The sequence below is a fragment of the Mesorhizobium sp. M0028 genome (assembly GCF_040323855.1).
GTDB lineage: Bacteria > Pseudomonadota > Alphaproteobacteria > Rhizobiales > Rhizobiaceae > Mesorhizobium.
In genome coordinates, this window is record NZ_JAMYVG010000031.1 from 19,586 (window position 1) to 35,895 (window position 16,310).

Annotated in this window: 11 protein-coding genes and 8 pseudogenes; 9 read left to right on the top strand and 10 right to left on the bottom strand. The window is 59.1% G+C overall.

From position 1 onward, the window contains the following. Positions 1-50 precede the first annotated feature (50 nt). A pseudogene (locus NKJ93_RS33705) lies at positions 51-419 on the top strand (transposase); the annotation flags it as partial. A 4-nt stretch (positions 420-423) separates the two neighbouring features. Here the strand turns inward: NKJ93_RS33705 and NKJ93_RS31400 are convergent. Continuing rightward, positions 424-1,386: an NUDIX hydrolase gene (locus tag NKJ93_RS31400; protein ID WP_352593197.1), complete on the bottom strand. Its 963-nt coding sequence runs from the start codon at positions 1,384-1,386 to the stop codon at positions 424-426. 147 nt (positions 1,387-1,533) lie between these two features. Here NKJ93_RS31400 and NKJ93_RS31405 point away from each other — a divergent pair. Beyond that, positions 1,534-1,750: pseudogene (locus NKJ93_RS31405) on the top strand (3-methyl-2-oxobutanoate hydroxymethyltransferase); the annotation flags it as partial. A gap of 279 nt (positions 1,751-2,029) precedes the next feature. Then, on the top strand, positions 2,030-2,629 hold the full coding sequence (locus tag NKJ93_RS31410) for a cold-shock protein (RefSeq protein ID WP_352593200.1): 600 nt from the start codon (positions 2,030-2,032) through the stop codon (positions 2,627-2,629). Here the strand turns inward: NKJ93_RS31410 and NKJ93_RS31415 are convergent. Together NKJ93_RS31415 and NKJ93_RS31420 are read right to left on the bottom strand one after the other, a co-directional pair. Further along, a pseudogene (locus NKJ93_RS31415) lies at positions 2,604-3,151 on the bottom strand (ABC transporter transmembrane domain-containing protein); the annotation flags it as partial. The gene NKJ93_RS31410 and the pseudogene NKJ93_RS31415 sit on opposite strands and share 26 nt — an antisense overlap. 32 nt (positions 3,152-3,183) lie before the next feature. Continuing rightward, positions 3,184-4,839, bottom strand: a complete 1,656-nt coding sequence (locus NKJ93_RS31420; protein ID WP_352593248.1) for an MFS transporter — start codon at positions 4,837-4,839, stop codon at positions 3,184-3,186. 654 nt (positions 4,840-5,493) lie between these two features. On the opposite strand from NKJ93_RS31420, the gene NKJ93_RS31425 reads away from it, so the two are divergent. After that, positions 5,494-5,886 carry a hypothetical protein gene (locus tag NKJ93_RS31425; RefSeq protein WP_352593203.1) on the top strand — a complete coding sequence of 131 codons (393 nt, stop codon included), beginning with the start codon at positions 5,494-5,496 and terminating at the stop codon, positions 5,884-5,886. A gap of 44 nt (positions 5,887-5,930) precedes the next feature. Beyond that, positions 5,931-7,697, top strand: a complete 1,767-nt coding sequence (locus tag NKJ93_RS31430) for a DNA methyltransferase (RefSeq protein ID WP_352593206.1) — start codon at positions 5,931-5,933, stop codon at positions 7,695-7,697. On the opposite strand, the pseudogene NKJ93_RS31435 reads toward NKJ93_RS31430, so the two are convergent. The 3 genes and pseudogenes from NKJ93_RS31435 to NKJ93_RS31445 all read right to left on the bottom strand — a co-directional run. Beyond that, a pseudogene (locus NKJ93_RS31435) lies at positions 7,642-7,911 on the bottom strand (transposase); the annotation flags it as partial. The gene NKJ93_RS31430 and the pseudogene NKJ93_RS31435 overlap by 56 nt on opposite strands. 20 nt (positions 7,912-7,931) lie before the next feature. Further along, complete coding sequence (locus NKJ93_RS31440) at positions 7,932-8,276, bottom strand: hypothetical protein (protein WP_352593209.1); 345 nt, start codon at positions 8,274-8,276, stop codon at positions 7,932-7,934. After that, positions 8,273-9,290, bottom strand: a pseudogene (locus NKJ93_RS31445) (IS5 family transposase). Before NKJ93_RS31445 ends, NKJ93_RS31440 begins: the two are co-directional and overlap by 4 nt. Before the next feature lie 178 nt (positions 9,291-9,468). On the opposite strand from NKJ93_RS31445, the pseudogene NKJ93_RS31450 reads away from it, so the two are divergent. Continuing rightward, positions 9,469-10,193 (top strand): annotated as a pseudogene (locus NKJ93_RS31450) (IS110 family RNA-guided transposase); the annotation flags it as partial. A 362-nt stretch (positions 10,194-10,555) separates the two neighbouring features. On the opposite strand, the pseudogene NKJ93_RS31455 reads toward NKJ93_RS31450, so the two are convergent. Then, positions 10,556-11,230 (bottom strand): annotated as a pseudogene (locus NKJ93_RS31455) (IS1595 family transposase); the annotation flags it as partial. Between the two features lie 102 nt (positions 11,231-11,332). Here NKJ93_RS31455 and NKJ93_RS31460 point away from each other — a divergent pair. The 3 genes from NKJ93_RS31460 (at position 11,333) to NKJ93_RS31470 (ending at position 12,841) form a co-directional block, all read left to right on the top strand. Then, on the top strand, positions 11,333-11,572 hold the full coding sequence (locus tag NKJ93_RS31460; RefSeq protein WP_352593212.1) for a DUF6471 domain-containing protein: 240 nt from the start codon (positions 11,333-11,335) through the stop codon (positions 11,570-11,572). A 66-nt stretch (positions 11,573-11,638) separates the two neighbouring features. Then, positions 11,639-12,169, top strand: a complete 531-nt coding sequence (locus NKJ93_RS31465; RefSeq protein ID WP_352593215.1) for a DUF7931 domain-containing protein — start codon at positions 11,639-11,641, stop codon at positions 12,167-12,169. A 33-nt stretch (positions 12,170-12,202) separates the two neighbouring features. Beyond that, positions 12,203-12,841: a hypothetical protein gene (locus tag NKJ93_RS31470; RefSeq protein WP_352593218.1), complete on the top strand. Its 639-nt coding sequence runs from the start codon at positions 12,203-12,205 to the stop codon at positions 12,839-12,841. Between the two features lie 1,053 nt (positions 12,842-13,894). Here the strand turns inward: NKJ93_RS31470 and NKJ93_RS31475 are convergent. From NKJ93_RS31475 to NKJ93_RS31485, 3 genes and pseudogenes are all read right to left on the bottom strand, one after another. Then, the gene (locus NKJ93_RS31475; protein WP_352593221.1) at positions 13,895-14,977 is read right to left on the bottom strand and encodes an HPP family protein; all 1,083 of its coding nucleotides are present in this window, start codon (positions 14,975-14,977) and stop codon (positions 13,895-13,897) included. A gap of 826 nt (positions 14,978-15,803) precedes the next feature. After that, the gene (locus tag NKJ93_RS31480) at positions 15,804-15,962 is read right to left on the bottom strand and encodes a hypothetical protein (protein ID WP_352492851.1); all 159 of its coding nucleotides are present in this window, start codon (positions 15,960-15,962) and stop codon (positions 15,804-15,806) included. Further along, positions 15,959-16,234 (bottom strand): annotated as a pseudogene (locus NKJ93_RS31485) (ABC transporter permease); the annotation flags it as partial. The gene NKJ93_RS31480 and the pseudogene NKJ93_RS31485, both read right to left, overlap by 4 nt. Positions 16,235-16,310: the final 76 nt, after the last annotated feature.

Here is a 16,310-nt window from a genome sequence, read left to right on the forward strand (position 1 = left end):
AGAGCTTCAAAAAAACCGTTCTGCCGGCCGAGCAGCTCAAGCCAAAGCTGATGCGCGGGCGTGCGCAATGGATGCGCTATCAGACCCGCATTGACCCTACGCGCCTGGTCTCCCTGGATGAAACATGGGTCAAGACCAACATGGCGCCGTTGCGCGGCTGGGGTGTGCGCGGCAAGCGGCTGATGGCCCACGCACCATATGGCCATTGGAAGACGATGACCTTCATCACCGCGCTGCGGCATGATCGGGTGGAGGCGCCTTGGGTCATTGACGGACCCATCAATACGCAGGCCTTTCGCGTCTATGTCGAAACCGAACTCAACAAAACACTGAAGCCGGGCGACATCGTCATTCTCGACAATCCCGGTTCTCACAAGGGCCAAGCCGTCCGCGACATCGTCAGGGCTGCTGGCGCAAGGCGGGTCAAGCCCGCGAGAGCGGCAATTTTGTTCCGGCTATCACCCTCTCGTCGAGAACGGCGTGACGGAAGCGATAAAGTTGCGCCGGCCGGCCGCCGGTTTCCGCGGTTGTCTCACCGGTCTCCTCGACCAGCTCCTGCTGCTCGATCAGCCGGCGAAAGTTCGGCTTACGCACGAGCCTGCCGGCAAGCGCCTCCACGGTGCGCTGCAGCTGCAAAAGCGTGAAGACCGGCGGCATCAGTTCGAATACGACCGGCCGATATTTGATCTTGGAGCGCAGCCGCGCAATGCCGGTCGCCAGGATGCGACGATGATCGGCGATCATCGATCTGCCCGAGACCCAGGTGGGCGCAGCGGAATGTCCGGCGCGTATTGCTTCCTCCACCAGGGCGGCTTCGTAGAGCAGCTCATAACGTTGAAGCGCGAGTTCCTCGTTCCAATGGCGGTCGTCAAAGCCGAAGGCGATCGCCGCCCGCCGTCGTCGGTCGAGGCGTATCGTACTGTCGTCAGTGCCATCCGCCCATTCCATCAGGCGCGGCCGCAATTCGTCCAACACGACCGCCGGTGTGCCGGAGCGGTGATCCTCCCACGGGAAATAGTCGTACCAGCTTCCCCAGTGTCGCCCGGCCGGGTCGCCAGCTTCGTCTTGGTGGGTGAGCGCCAGATAGCTGATAGAGACCACGCGGTCGTCAGCGCCAACCCTGTCGCGATCGGCGAAGGTGTAGAGCTGTTCGATATAGCCGAGCGGCTGGCCGGTCTGTTGTTCCACCCATCCCCTGAGGCCCGACTGCAGCGAACGGTGAGCAAGCTCGAACGGGCCCGAGGGCAGGGCGTTTGCCTGCGGGATGGTCAGAACGCAGGGGGCGCTGCTGTCCATGGCGACCACAACGGCGATTAAGTCCGCATTGACGTCGTTGGCCTTGCCTCCAGCTCCGCCTTTCCTAATCCCTTTTGCGCGTTCGTCCATGGTCCCCGAGGTTGTTGAGCAGAGCCCTGCCGCGTAGGCCGCTGAACCGATTGAATTCCGTTTTTGTCTGATAATTGTCGGCGCGTCAACACCACCCGTCGTGGCGATTTTAGCTCTTCGCAGCTGCACAAAAAGTGCCAACGCGACATCCGTGCTTGGGGAAGGAGGCCCATTGAGTGCGCCGATTCAAAGCTCGTCGATCGACATTGCGACGTTGTTCTCGTCGGCGACAGCGCGGCATGGTTCTCCACGGCTTGGCGTCGACGCTGGGCGTGACGCTGGAGATGATGATCATGCACGGTCAGGCCTGCCCCGTGGCCTGGAGCCGGCGCAAATGGTCGTCGACCCGCCGTTCGGTTCCTTTTGAAGAAACCCGGAGCAGGCTTTCCGCAATGCCTGATAAAGCCCTTCCAGTGCGCCCGCGCCAGCATCATCGCACTCTCGCTCCAACACAACCTATGCGAGTCAGTAAATCGACTCGCCGGCACTATTGTTTCAGGGGAAATGAATCTAGTTTCAAAGGGTTCGGCCGATAGGCCGGGCACAGCTGCGGCCTTCACGGCCTTTTTGACAGAAACGCGTCGCCCGATTGAGATTACCTTGACGGTAGCGCAGTGCGCCATCCATGCCAGTCGAGATGATCATGGGCAAATATCGAGACCATCGCGAGCCACGCCGGCATCGCTATGACGATGACCCCGTTTCCTTTTCGGAACGGACTTCCGAGCCAAGCTATTTTCAGCGCCCGCCGACCGTGACGGCAGATCCTGTCGATGCGGAGGTATTGTGGTTCACAGTCAGCAAGGGCTTTGGCTTCGTCAAACTGTCTGACGGCACGGAGGCCTATCTGCACGTGCGAGTGTTAGAGGCGGCCGGAAGCCGGGATGTTGCCGCGGGAACGCCTCTCAAGATCACGGTCGAAAAAAGTCCAAAAGGTCATCAAGTCGCGCAGGTGCTGGAGATCGGCGATCACCGCGCGAAAACTCCGTCACATACGCGCGTCGCTGGAGGGACCTTCGATGAAACCGGTGCGCAGCTGGAGAGCGGGGGCACGGTCAAGTGGTACAAACCCGAAAAGGGCTTCGGCTTCATTGCTCCTGACAACGGTGAGAAGGACGTCTTCGTTCATGCCAGCGCCCTGACGCGCTCAGGGCTCAGCGTGCTGGTGGCGGGACAGAAGGTGTTTGTCGAATGCGGGCAAGGCAAGAAAGGCTGGGAAGTCCGGAGCATTCGCCTTGCCTAGACGGCGATGCATTGCTCGCCTCGGAGGAGATGCCGGAGAGCGTAGGGCGGCCGCCCGAGCCCGCGTAGCAGAAACCGACATTGTCGAAGCGCAGCACGCCGTCGGTGACGACGAGATCCCGGGCGCCCGGCGCGTCCTCGGTGTCAAGTTCGGCGTCGAGCAACTCGAACAGCCGCGTGCCGCAGGTCGAGGCGCGCGCGAACGAGTTGACCAGCAGTCCGAGCTGGCGCACCGGCATCTGCAGAATGGTCATGAAGGTGAGCAAGAGGGCCAGCGTGCCGACGCTGATTTGACCTGCGATCACTTTCTGGCCACCGAACCAGAGCACCAGGCCCATGGCGGTCAGGAACGAGAAATTCATGGCGCTGGTTGCCGACACGGATGTCAACGCGCTCATTGGCGAGATCAAGGCGCGTCCTGCTTGGCGCGGTCGAACTTTTCCAGCTCGTGCGGCTGCGCGGCGAAGGCACGCACGACACGGATGCCGCCGAGATTCTCATCCATCACCCGGATCTTTAACGATCGCTGATGCCCAGATATGGGAAGGTCAGGCTTCAATGACGGGGAAGGTGAAGGATTGACTGGTCGGGTTTCCGGGCCGAGCTTGTCGGCCGCTCAATCGAAAGCGTCATTTGAGGCGCTTTCTCTCCCGCGTGTAACTGGAAGACACGCTCGTCCAGTTCCTTGTCTACTTCCGTGAGACGATGATTGAGGCGAAGGTAGTCGGTCCAGGTCGGCGTTCGGAACGTTTCTGTCCACTGCATAGGCTTCTGAAGGTTGCGCTGGAGCGTCCAGTTCCGAGCACCGACGCGGCTGTGTACATGACGCCGCTGCCGCATGAGGTCGAGGAAGGCCTCGACATTTCTCTCGGCTATCAGATATTCGATCTTGACCACGATCGGGCCGCTTCTCGGCTTCAAACTGAGAGCGACAGCTGGGGCGTCGAATTCCTCCAAAGGATCGGGCTCGGACTCGCGGCGCTCCCGAAGAGGAAACAGAACGCCGGCTGCAGCAACGAGCAGCAGGGCCGCAGCGGAACCCTCTAGCGCCCAGGTCAGCGAATGGTTCTGGGAAACGGTGCCCCACACCCAGCTGCCGGCCGCTATGCCGCCGTCTATCAATGCATAGTAGATGGAGATCGTGCGCCCCACGACCCAGCGCGGGCTTGCCAGCTGCACGCTCACGCCAACCCCGGACCAGGCAGTGACCCAGCCTGCGCCGCCCAAAGCAAGTGCAATTGCCGCCACGCCGATCGAAGAGGTAAGCGCCAGGGAGAGGGAGCACGCCGCGCAGGCGGCGCAGGAGAGCCTCATCAGCTTTTCTTGCGACAAGCTCCGTCTGAACAGGCTGTTGGAGAGGCCGGCGAAGACCGCGCCTGTTCCGAAACCTGCCATGAGCGTGCCATAGGCGAGCGGGCCTCCTCCCAACTGGTCGCGGACAATCAGCGGCAGCAGCGCGAGTATGGCGATGCTCGCCAGGCCAAAGAGGGTTCCGCGTGCGATCGCCGCTTTGATTTCCGATGACATCGCCGTGAAGCGCAGCCCGTCATAGATGGCCCTCCTCATCGACTCGCGCGGAAGAGGCGACGAGCGGACCTTCCACTTGCAGCGCCATATGGTGGCCAAGGGTACCAAATAGGTGAGGGTGGTCACGGTAAAAGCGGCCAAAAGCCCGAAGTAGGCAACCACGATGCCGCCGAGCGCCGGGCCGACGGTCCGTACGGTGTTGAAGCCAACGGAAAGCAGGGTAACGGCAGCGGGAACATCGCGCCGGTCCACCATATCGCCAACCGACGCCTGCCAGGCGGGATCGTTGAGAGCGCCGCCGCATGCGATTAAAAAGCTGAAGCCGAGAATCATCCATGGGTCGAGAAAGCCCAGCGCTACAACAGCGGTCAGCATCGCAGATGCTATCACCATAAGGCAGCGGCCCGCGAACATAACCCTGCGACGGCTGAAATTGTCAGCGAGAACCCCGGCGAACACGGACAAAATGAAAGCGGGCAGGTTCGATGAAGCCTGCACCAGCGCAACCATCAGATCGGAAGTCGAGATGGTAGCCATCAGCCAACTGATGGCAACAGTCTGCATCAACCAGCCGAGGCTCGAGACTTGCGTGGCGAGCCAGATCGAACGAAAGGTGGGCTGCAAAAGTGGCGCAAAGGTCGTTGGTGCAGCCAAATCATCATTTGATCCAGCCACCCTACTCATTTTGCCAACCTTTGCTTTTCCGTTATTGCCGTTTCCCATGTAATCTAGGCTGAACCGTGGCGGCTAGAAGAATAGAGAGAAACTGTTTGCCTTGCGGCACAGTTCCTCGTGATTAAGGGTTGCGGCCGAGACGCATGCCCGAGCCGGCTCACCCCGCCTTCGAAGACATCACGGGGTGGAGCCCGGATTCTTGCTTGTCGTTTGACGCAGCATGCTTCATCAACGGGCACTTTGCCGAGCGATGCCTTTTCGCGAAACGCGACGATGTTCTTTCGTCGGAAACTCTCTCCAACGGCGTTCGATGCGCTGAGTCTGGCTTGGGGCGAGGTGAGGGCTTGCAGATCTTAGACAGGATTGATTCCTGATAAACGCAGACGGTTGCCGGGCCGCGATCGAAGAGGCGCGCGCCTTGCTGCTTCAGCTTGAACAAAAGTCTGACGCGCTCACACGTGCCATCGACGACTTTCTGCTCGATTTGATGAGGCTGGCTTTCATTGTTGAATGTTATGGACGCGGCTTTGAACTTTTGGCGCGAACGCTTGCCCGTAGAAGACTGGCAAAGGTCAGGCTTTTGCGGTCTTATGTAGCAAAACGCACCAACATAGACCAAGCACGCGGTAGCTCGTTTCCCCTAGAATCCGGGGATGCCAAGAGTTGCCCCCAATTGTCCGCTCCACCCGATATGAGCACGCGATAAACACGCTGGTCGCGAAGCGTGCGGAGATTTCCGGCGCGATTCGGTTCAAGGGTGCGAACCTGGCCGACCAGCTTCAGCACATTGACGCCGTACTGCTCATCCTTGGCTATCAGGGCGACCCGGCGCTGATCACGCCTTTACGGCGAAAGCCAAACCGCTTCCGCAAGGGCGAACTTTACAGGCTGATCGTGAAGCACGAGGCGGAAGGCAGCGCGACGAACAAAGAGACGGCGCGCCGCATCGTGCAGGCGAAGGGCTGGGGCGTGTCCCTTGTCGAGCCGATCCGGCACCAAGGCACAAAGAATTGGCAGCGCCGAAAAGCTTGGTTGAGCGCGATTCATCTTAATTAACCTTCGTGGTTTATTCTGAAAACGGCGTGGCAAAGGTGGCGGCGATGAACAAGCTTTATTTTGGCGATAATCTTGATGTCACTCGAAAATATGTCGAGCCCGGCAGCGTCGATCTTATTTATCTCGACCCGCCTTTCAACAGCAATGCGCGATACAACGTTCTATTTAAAAGCCCCCGTGAAGATGTCAGCAGCGCTCAAGTGGGGGCATTTTTAGATTTTTGGATATGGGGTTACGAGGCAGAGCGCGCATACGAGCATCTCTTGACGAGGGTCGGCGGCGAGACCGGCGCCATCGTTCGAGCGCTTCGCGCAGCGCTGGGCGATAGCGATATGATGGCCTATTTGGTCATGATGGCTATTCGTTTGGTGGAACTTCATCGCGCGCTAAAGCCCACTGGGTGCATGTACCTGCATTGTGATCCGACCGCTAGCCATTACCTAAAAATAATACTTGATGCAATTTTTGGCGTTGCAAACTATCGAAATGAAGTAACGTGGCGTCGATCCAGAAACCCAAAAGGTTCACAGCATCAAGCAAAGCGGTATAGCCCAGACACGGATTCCATACTATTCTATGCAAAAAGCGACGACGCAGTTCTCCGTATAGAGAGAATTAAGCGACCTCTTTCAAAAGAGGAATTACTTGAAAAGTATGACAGAGTCGACAATTTGGGCTCGTTTACGGATGGTCCGGTAGTTCGCTCACCGAGTATGGGGGCGCGAGAAAACCTCAGCTACGTGTACAAAGATTATGACCCAAGTCCGTGGGGCTGGCGAATGGAAGAGGACAAACTGGCAGCTATCGACATGCGAGGCGATCTTGGCTGGACCTCCAATGGCAAGCCATACCGCAAGCTTAGGATGGATGATGATACTGGCGCCCCAGTTGGCAATTGCTGGACTGACATCAGTTCGCTTAACCCACAGTCAGCAGAGCGAATTGGCTACCCGACCCAGAAGCCTCTCGCGTTGCTGGAAAGGATCATCAAGGCGTCGTCGAATGAGGGCGATTTAGTCCTTGATCCATTTTGCGGTTGCGGAACCACAGTTCACGCATCTGAGACCCTAGGTCGCCGTTGGATTGGTATCGATGTATCAATTCACGCTATCCACGTGATCGAAGAGCGGCTTGGCGAGCACTTCGGCGCGTTGCGTGTTCCAAGATCAATCGGCATCCCAGCCGACTACGAAACTGCAGCCGACTTGGCGAAGAACGATCCGTTCCAGTTCCAGTGGTGGGCAAATTATCTGTTAGGTGTTCATCTTCTGAAGGAAGTGAAGAAAGGTGCCGACCGAGGCATTGATGGAGAATTGTTTTTCCCTAATGGCCCCGGCCGATCATACGGAAGATTGCTTACCTCAGTTAAGGCGGGAAAGAATGTTAATCCGGCTATGGTGCGGGAGTTTCGCGGCGTCATTGAGCGCGAGCAGGCAGAGATGGGTTTGTTTATCTGTCTGAATGCGCCGACTCGGGAAATGCTCAAGGAAGCCGTCGTCGCCGGCTTTGCTAAGACTGTGCATGGGTCAATTCCTAGAATCCAAATTATGGCGATAGACGAATGGTTCCAGAACCAGCGACCACAGTTACCTCCAATAGAGACCCTTCCCTACGCTGCCTTTTCGAAGCCATCTCGCACCGGAACCGGCAAGAGGCCAGATCCAAATGCGCCAGAGTTGCCATTGGTGTTCACAAAAGAACTCCCTCAAGCCGGTCAAAATGTACACCTCAACCCGCGCGTCGTGCGCGGGTCACTTAGACCGACGCCCGCTGCCAGTAGCCAGCCCATATCCGCGAAACTGGGTGGTTGAGCGCGCCGCCAAGCAGGGCGAAGGCATTGCCGCCATTTGACCGGCGGCGATGATCTTCCAGCCATGCGGCGTGATTGGCGTACTGACACAGGTAGCGGTGCGAAACGTGGTGGTGCTGGCCAGCGACCATGCGGCGAAGGCGGCTGAAATAGCTTTCCACCATGTTGGTGTGCTTGCCGTGGCCGTCGCTGTAGCTTTCCGAGTGGTTGATGCGGGTCGAAGCGTAATCAACCTCTAGCAGGTTGTTGAAGAAGTCTGCCGTATTGCCTTGAGGATGGCCTCGTCGCCGTTGTGGTAGGCGAACGTGATCTCGATCGAGCCGTCGTCGAGCAATTCGGCATGGCCATCGCCTGTGACTTCATCCATCTCGTCACATCCGCCCCATGTGAAGTGAACTATCGAGGGGCTGTAGCTCAGATCGAGACCGGCTTGCAGGGCGCCAAAGGCGATCTCGCCGTTGTTGTCGGCTCCGATGGTGATCGTTGCGGGTCCATCGAGGTTCAGGTAACCGCGATCCCACAGATCGGCTTCGATGATCCGCCAGCGGCCGATCAGTTGGCAACCCGCGGGCACGGTCATTTCGACGCCGCCAAGAGCTTGGGCAGCCGCACCAGATTGTAGGCGGCGGCCGCGAAGGTGAAGGCCCACCCAACGCGGTCGCGGCCGCGCAATTTGGTCTTCTCCTGCCCAGCGACGGTTTTGATCCAGCCGAACGCCTCTTCGATGCGCTTTCTGATGCGCTGGCTGACGGCATAGCCACCGTGGCGCGTGGTGCGGCGATCGATCGCCGAACGACGGCCGTTCGTGTTCTGCGCTACGTGGGGTGTCACCTTCATCGAGCGCAACTCGTTGACGAAGTCCTCCGCGTCATAGGCCTTGTCGGCGCCGAGCGTGATCGCCTGCGGCCGGTCGGCGCGAGGTTCGATCATGTGCAGGGCCGCCACTCGCTCGGCATGCCCGTCGGCCAGCGTCAGACAGGCATCGACCAGCAGGCCATGGCGGTTCTCCATCAACCTATGTCCCATGAAGCAAAGCCTGGCCTCCTTGCCCCGCCCTTTGCGGTAGAGCCTGCCGTCGGGGTGGTAGTCGAGGTGTGCGTCTCGTTCGATCGCCTCTCGCCGTGGAAGTCCGCTTCCGCATTGCGTCCGCCGCCGTCTGCCGGCGGCTCGCCTGAGTCATCTTCGCCCGAACCGCCCTTCGGCTTGACGCTCTTCATCGAAGCCCAGGCCTCGATCAGCGTGCCGTCGACCGAGAAGTGATCCGTGGACAGGAGCTTCTTGACTTTGGGCTGCGCCAGCACGGCCGCCAGGAACTTCGCCGCGATATCGCCCTCCAGCAGCCGGTCACGGTTTTTGGAGAACACCGAATGGTCCCAGGCTGCGTCGTCGACGCCGATGCCGACGAACCAGCGGAACAGGAGGTCGTATTCCAACCGCTCCATCGGCGAATACAGCGCCGCGAACTCACGATCTAGCGTCGACAGGGCTTCAGCCACGACCGTCCGGATCGCCCGCAATGGATGATTGGCCGAACCCGGACTTCAAGGTTCACGTAGCTGAACAGTTCGCCAGTTCGATCGTCGCCGCCGCGCACTCGTCGCCTCCGAATCCCTTCGGAGCCAGTGAATCATCGCTGCGGTCCGGTGGCGAGGGCCTTTTTCAACAGATGGGGTGATTGGGGTCTCGCCCGAGCCAAATTGAGGGCGGCTGCTCCTGTCGAGATGTGAGAACGTGGTCGATGTAGATCGCCACAAACATCAGGAGGAGCAGCCATGAAGTATTTTGCCGGACTTGACGTGTCTTTGGAAGAGACCGCGATCTGTGTCGTCGACGAGAGCGGCCGGATCGTGAAGGAAGGGCGGGCGGCGAGTGAGCCGAGGGCGCTTTATGAAGCCTTGCGGAAAATCGATCTGCCGCTGGAGCGCATCGGGCTCGAAGCCTGTTCGCTGACAGCCTGGCTTTATGACGGTATTCGCGCCGAAGGATTGCCGGCGATCTGCATCGAGACCCGGCAGGCCAACGCGGCGATGAAAACGATGCCGAACAAAACCGATCGCAACGACGCCCGCGCCTTGGCGCAGATCATGCGCACCGGCTGGTATCGGCAGGTGCATGTGAAGAGCCAGCAGTGTCGGCTCTGGCGATCCCTCCTCGTTGCGCGACGCACGGTCCTCAATAAATGCGGACGATCGAAAATGTCGTCAGGGCGATTCTGCGGGAGGCCGGCATCAAGCTCGGCACTCCAGGCCGCGCAGCTTTCGCCCATCGCGTGCGCGAACTGATTGGCGCAGATACGGTCATCATGGCGCTTGTCGAGCCGCTTCTGGCGATCGTGGCAACGATGTTGCGCGAGTTCGGGCGACTGACAAAGCAGGTCTTCAATATCGCCCGCAAGGAGCAAGTCTGCCGGCGCCTCATGTCCGTGCCCGGTGTGGGACCCATCACCGCGCTCGCCTTTCGTGCCACGGTCGATCAGCCGGACCGCTTTCGCCGATCGCTGTCATCCTGCATCGCATGTGGAGCGATGCGACAGAATTCCGCTTCGGCAAGGCACCCGGCTCCGTATCGGCCATGAAATAGGCACAACGGACCAACGAAGGAGGAGTTGATTCCGCCCGAAAGGGCGTGAGCCGGATCGTTCCCGTGGGGACGACGGGCAAGGCGATCTCGTTAGCAGGCACGATCCTGGGACGAACTCTCCTAAGGTCGTTCAACAGATTGAGACGCCTCGCTCTACTGACCCCATCATGCGGCGGCCTAACGCCGACCGCGAAGAGAAGCGAGTGACCCGCGGGCGACATGGTCCGGAAAATTATCAGGAGGAGCTTGACCTCAACGACCCCAATCAGAGAAGCCTGCTAGAGCGTCCCAATGGCTGGCCTCGTCTGCGAACAGCTTGGTGCCGGCCAGCATGCGCGCGCGGGCGATCTCAACGCCCTCGGCTTCGCGATGGCGGATGAACGTCAAGGTACGGCCGGCGCGCTCGCGCAGGGCGATGACGACGCGACGACGGTCTGACTGATGTTCCTTCATGCGACGGTCCTTGCGGTCCTCTACGCGGTTCTCAGGGCGCACGACGCCTCCGAAAAATGCACCGTCTATTTCGACTTCGCCTTCAAGCGTTTCGTTCTTGGTTTCAGCCGACAGGGCTTCGCGCAGCTTGTGGCCAAGCACGAAGGCAGTCTTGTACTGAACGTCCAGATCGCGGGAGAACTGGACAGCCGACATGCCCTTTGCGCCGTTGACGAACAGGCAGATCGCGGCCAACAGATCGACAAATGCCAGCTTGCGCGAAGCGAAGATCGTACCGGACGTGACGGAGAACTGCGCACCGCAGGCGGCGCACTTGAACTTGCGACGGGTCGGAATGTCGTAGTGGTCCAGGCATCCGCATTTCGGACAAACAGGCTCACCTTGCGTCGAAGCCCAGCGAAGGACCTTGAACGTGTCGTAAGCCTTTTCCTCGCCACCCTTGTAAATTTCTTTGAGGGAGAGCGAGCGGCTTTCGGCGGAAAGTAGGAAGTGCTGGGCCATTGTCATCATATCCGGTGATTTTGTTCACCGTATATGACGGCTTGCACCGCCAAATGCAAGGGTTTATATCACCGGATATGATGGTATTTTTTGAGGCGGCACATGGCACGGAAGGACGACCCGGCAACCGTCGAGTATGAGACGAAGGCCAAGAACCTGTTGAAGGCGGAATTGAAGCGAAAGGGGGTCACCTATGCCCAACTCGCCGAAAAGCTGTCAGCCATCGGTGTTCATGAGACCGAGCGCAATTTGAACAACAAAATCAGTCGAGGCGGGTTTACGGCAGCGTTTTTTTTGCAGGCCCTTTCCGTCATAGGTTGCTCCTCTATAATTTTGGAGTAGTATATTTCCAGCATGATGCTGGGGGGTCGCCTACATTTAGGCGAATTCATGTGATGGGCTGTGGCGATGTCTGACGAAGTTTACCGCGCAAAAATAGATCGGCTGATCCGAGAGATGAGCGGTGAGGTTGTTCTGAATGGCTCACACATCCACGCTTCTATCATCATAGAGCGTATGTTCGCTCGGGCGTCCTCGTGCATTCGAATCCTCAGCAGAACCTTCGACCCCCGAATTTACGGGGCGCCGGACACCGTAGCTCACGCGAACCTCTTCCTGGGCCTGCCAAACCGCAAAGCTGAGGTTCTGATCGAGGAGCCGCATAATCTGGATACCAGCAACCACCCGTTTTTTCACAGTTTGGTAGGTCATCCAAACTTGCAAATCCGGGTTGTACCACAGCACCTTAGGGCGCCAATCCAGATGAATTTTGCGATCATGGACAACAAAGGACTTCGTTTTGAGAAGGACAACACTGAAACAGCGGCAATAGCGCTGTTCGGCGAATCTCCTTTAACCAATGACCTGATCCGCCTCTTTGATCGTGTTTGGCAGACCAGTGCTCCAATGAACCTTCGCGCCGCGACTGTCGCGGCGTAGGCAAAGACCAATTTGGGTGAGCCGGCGTCCTGTGTGTCTATGTTGCCCCAGCTGGAGCCCGTTCTCGGGGCGGCGCTGGGGCTAAACCTTGCATATCTCAATCTTGCGGTATTTGCCTACATCACTCGTATTAGCGACAGCGTCAGCGAGTCGCTTGCAGCGGTGGAGGCCAGCGCAACTGACGCTGTAAAGGATACTATCTGGTATGGACAGCTAAGAGCCATTGCAGACGTAAAGACGATTGATAAAAATCGTATCCTGATTCCCGAAACACGATGGATAAATACCCCACCTAGTGTGTGGGGCATATTGTTCAACGTGTTTTTCTTCTGGAGGCTTGGAAAGCTTCTATCAATTGTTTTAACTGTATTTGTTGCGTTTATGTTAATCCTTGGAACGGCTCACAGTGCTGGGATCATTGGATGGTTTCTTTGCAAAGATGCCAATTCCATCAGCTTCTACTTCTTACTCTCAGTCTTGGCATTTGTATGGCCTATGTTGATGGCTTGGGCGGGCGCGTGGGTGCAACTCGCAGCGCGAAGGTTTCTGCGATACCAAGTCACGTCTCTTGGTAAGGCAGCACTTATGGAAGCCGCAGCCACCACTGCGGCGGCATCCAAGGCGGTCGACGCTGCCACGGGCACGGCTACTACCGTACAGCCCGCTGCGTAATTTCTCGCTTGGTGCGTTTGCTACATAAGACCGGGCTTTTGTCGGGGGCGGTGGACTCCGCCAGGGGAGAAATGACACCCAAAGCCGGATGGCTGAAGCGACGGTCGCCCCGCGTTCCGCACAGTGACGAAGGTAACGGTACGGCTCTTCGGCAGATGGCGCATCCTCATGGTAGCGTCTGGCCGTTCCCTCTGATGCTTCGGCCTCCCACACCTATCCGAACAGGCCCGATCCTGGAGGGTCCTCGAAGTGGGCATGAGGGCGATAGGCCGCGTGGTTCGGGTACCAAGCGTAGGCGCGGTATTGGGCTGGAAATTGGCGACGCGCGACGAAGAAGTCCGAGATCAAGTCGTGCAATGGCAATTCCTAACACGGTGGACGTGTTGGAGCAGCCTCATCCTCCTAGTCAGGAACGTCATCAAGGTTATAGGATTGATGCGCGGCGAACCCTCGGAACTCAGGATCATGTTGACATCGCTGTTCGACAGAGCCGACTTCGCGCAAGGAAGCCACATCGTTTCGGAATTGCTTATCTCAGGGTCTATCGTCGGCCTAGTCAAACCCTTGGCGCGGCGAGGAAGCGGCGGTCGTCGGCGTGATGCATGACGGGAGTCGGCGGCGCCTCACCATAGGCGAAATGCAGGAACCAAAGGAAAGGACCACCTGCATGGAATTGCGAACCGCGTCCTCGGCGTCTGAGCCGCGACCCTTGCCAAGGATCATTCAACCCGCGACGTAGAGCTTCAAGCCAGCCTTGGACATGCGAACCGCGCTACCATCGTTGCAGAGGAGCCGTCCACCAGATGGTTCCATTTGTAGTCCGCGCCTTTGGTCGACATAGCGGACTGGCTCTGGCCACCGGCAAGGTTGAAGAGTGTTCCGTTGTTGCAGTCGTACTTGGCCTACGTGAACCAGATGCCTGAGCACGCGGTCGCGTTTCAGGGTTGATCTACTCGTAAAAAGGAATTGTCTTAGGCGGAAGGCCGCACTTAATACCACTATCCTATTGGCGCCCCATCGGGTTCCCGGATTGAGCAAGTCCGGATCACTATTTTATGCCGCTGCCAGCGTTGTGTCCGCCATGTGCACGCGCGCTGCCGCTGCCAGCAGGTCGGTCTGGGTGATCAGCCCAATAATGCGTCGCTCGGCATCGACGATGACCACGGCATGGCTGCGGCCGTCGGTGAGCACCGGCAGCAGGCTCATCGCCGGCGTATCGGGAGAGGCGGTGCCAGCCTTCGACATCACAGCCCTCACCGCGTCGGTCGCCTTCGTCAGCTCGCGCAGGCCAACTACACCGACCAGCCCGCCGTCGGCGTCGGTCACCGGCAGCGTCCGGATGTTGTGATCGAGCAGCAAATGACGCGCCTGGTCGGCAGGCGCATGTTCATCGACCGAAATCACATCGCGCGACATGATGTCCTCGCACAGCAGGGTGCGGTGGGAGCGCACCATCGCCTGCAACTCGACCTGCCGCAGCAGCCGCTCAAGATCGTTGCGGTCGATATCGAAGGTTTCCTCCAGCGCGCCGAGCGCGGCATCGATATCCTCGGGCTGGAAGCCGACCCGCTCCCGCGCCGGCGGATCGATGGTTCCATGCGCGCTTTTAAGGGCGGGGGCCGCCACATGTGGATAGTTGCGCCGCGACAGTTTATGGATGCCGTAGCCGAGTGCGACCAGCACGATCGAGTTCAGCGCTACCGGAACGAAGGGAAACAGCAAGCCGGAACTGAAGACGGCCGGTCCGCCGAACACCGCAGTTAAGGCGGCGGCGCCACCCGGCGGATGCAGGCAGCGCGTGAACGACATGGCGGCGATGGCCAGCGCCACCGCGATGCCGGTAGCAAGAACGGGTTCACGCACGAAATGCGCCACGATCACCCCGACCAGCGCCGAAATCGTATTGCCACCGATAATCGACCAAGGTTGCGCCAGCGGGCTTGAAGGCACGGCAAAGAGCAGCACGGCCGATGCTCCCATTGGAGCAACTAGCAGTGCGACATGTGGGCCAGACCCGTTCGCCAGCGCACTGATCACGCCAGTCAATACGATGCCGATCATGGCCCCGATGCAGGCGAGCAGCCGCTCGCGCAGCGTTGCACCGGCAAGGATCGGAACAAAGAGACGAAACGCCATGGCATACCCTTGGGCGAGTGGTCGGAACTCCGCGCTCCGCAATGCAGGCAAAGCCACAGATTTGGAAGTTAAGCCAATTCGGAAAGTCGGCTCACGGGGGAATACTTTTGCGCGAAACGGCCATTGCCAAATGGGTGCAGACATTTTGATCGGCCAGAGAAGGCAGACGGCACGCTGATCCGCTCGAGCGCAGCTAGAGGCCAAGGGCTGCCGTGCCGCGGGCAGCCGGAAATGGGGATGGTCGGAGGTCGAGCTGGGATGGACACTAAGGAATTCAGAGGCTTCGAAAAGCGTGCTGACAATGTCGGCATGGCAAGACAAATCAGGCCCTTGTCGCTCCACTTCCGAGGCGAACTCCAGCGGAGTACAGCTTATACGCGGTGCTTGGTCTGCCTGTCCTTGCCACCATCGGATTCGTTGGCGTCATGCTGAAACGTCCACCTGTAGCCGCTGAGAAGACGACTGCCGCCAGTGCCGTTCGTGGAACCGCTATATGACGGCGGCTTGGTTACAGAGCCGGCTCGTGTCGATCGGGCGGGGGAGCCTGATGTGACGTACATGGTCCAGAAAGTGGCCAATGAAGGTGCTGGCATCGTCAACGTGATCAGGTCACGTAATAGCGCTAATACAACCGCGACCACGAGCCTCTCAGGCGTTCGATGAGGCGGGAAAATCCGATCACCAGACCAAACGCGTTTCCGCCACACTGCCACACACGAAACCGATCAGGGTTCCAGGCTCGCCAGAGGATTGGAGCCAAGGCCACCTCGGCTGAACTCTGCCATGCCGCGGCCACCACCTCTTCCAGCCGCGGTAGAAACGTGGGTCAGCAGCGCCGGCATGGGCGAGCAACTCCCAAAATCGCGAGCAGCGCCATCGGCTCCGCAAGCGGCCGCAGATGTCGGCCGATGAAGCGGAAGGGCGGCGGTGCGATGGAAGCGCCGTGCGACAGCCTATCCAGACCTGTAATCGTGATCAGGCTCATCTGGGTCTCCGGACGCCAGCGTTGCAGATGGTTTTAGGCAAGCGTGAGCAGGCCGTGGGTCCCAATCCGGTCAGGCCGACCACGATCATGGCCGAAAGAACGAGTTCCAATTGAAAGAGCTGACGACCATAGGCGATCAGGTATCGGAGCCTTTCGAACGATGCGATGAGTTCTACCGCAACCAGGGTCTGCCAGCCGTTGGCAAGGCCTTCTCGCAGCCCTGTAAAGATCGACGGCACGGCGGAAGGCAGCACGAGTTTCGACCAGCGGCTGAACGAAAGGACACGGCCAGACCCCGTCTCACGACGACGCCGTTGCGCTTCGCTGCCATCAGGCTGGGTAGAGGAC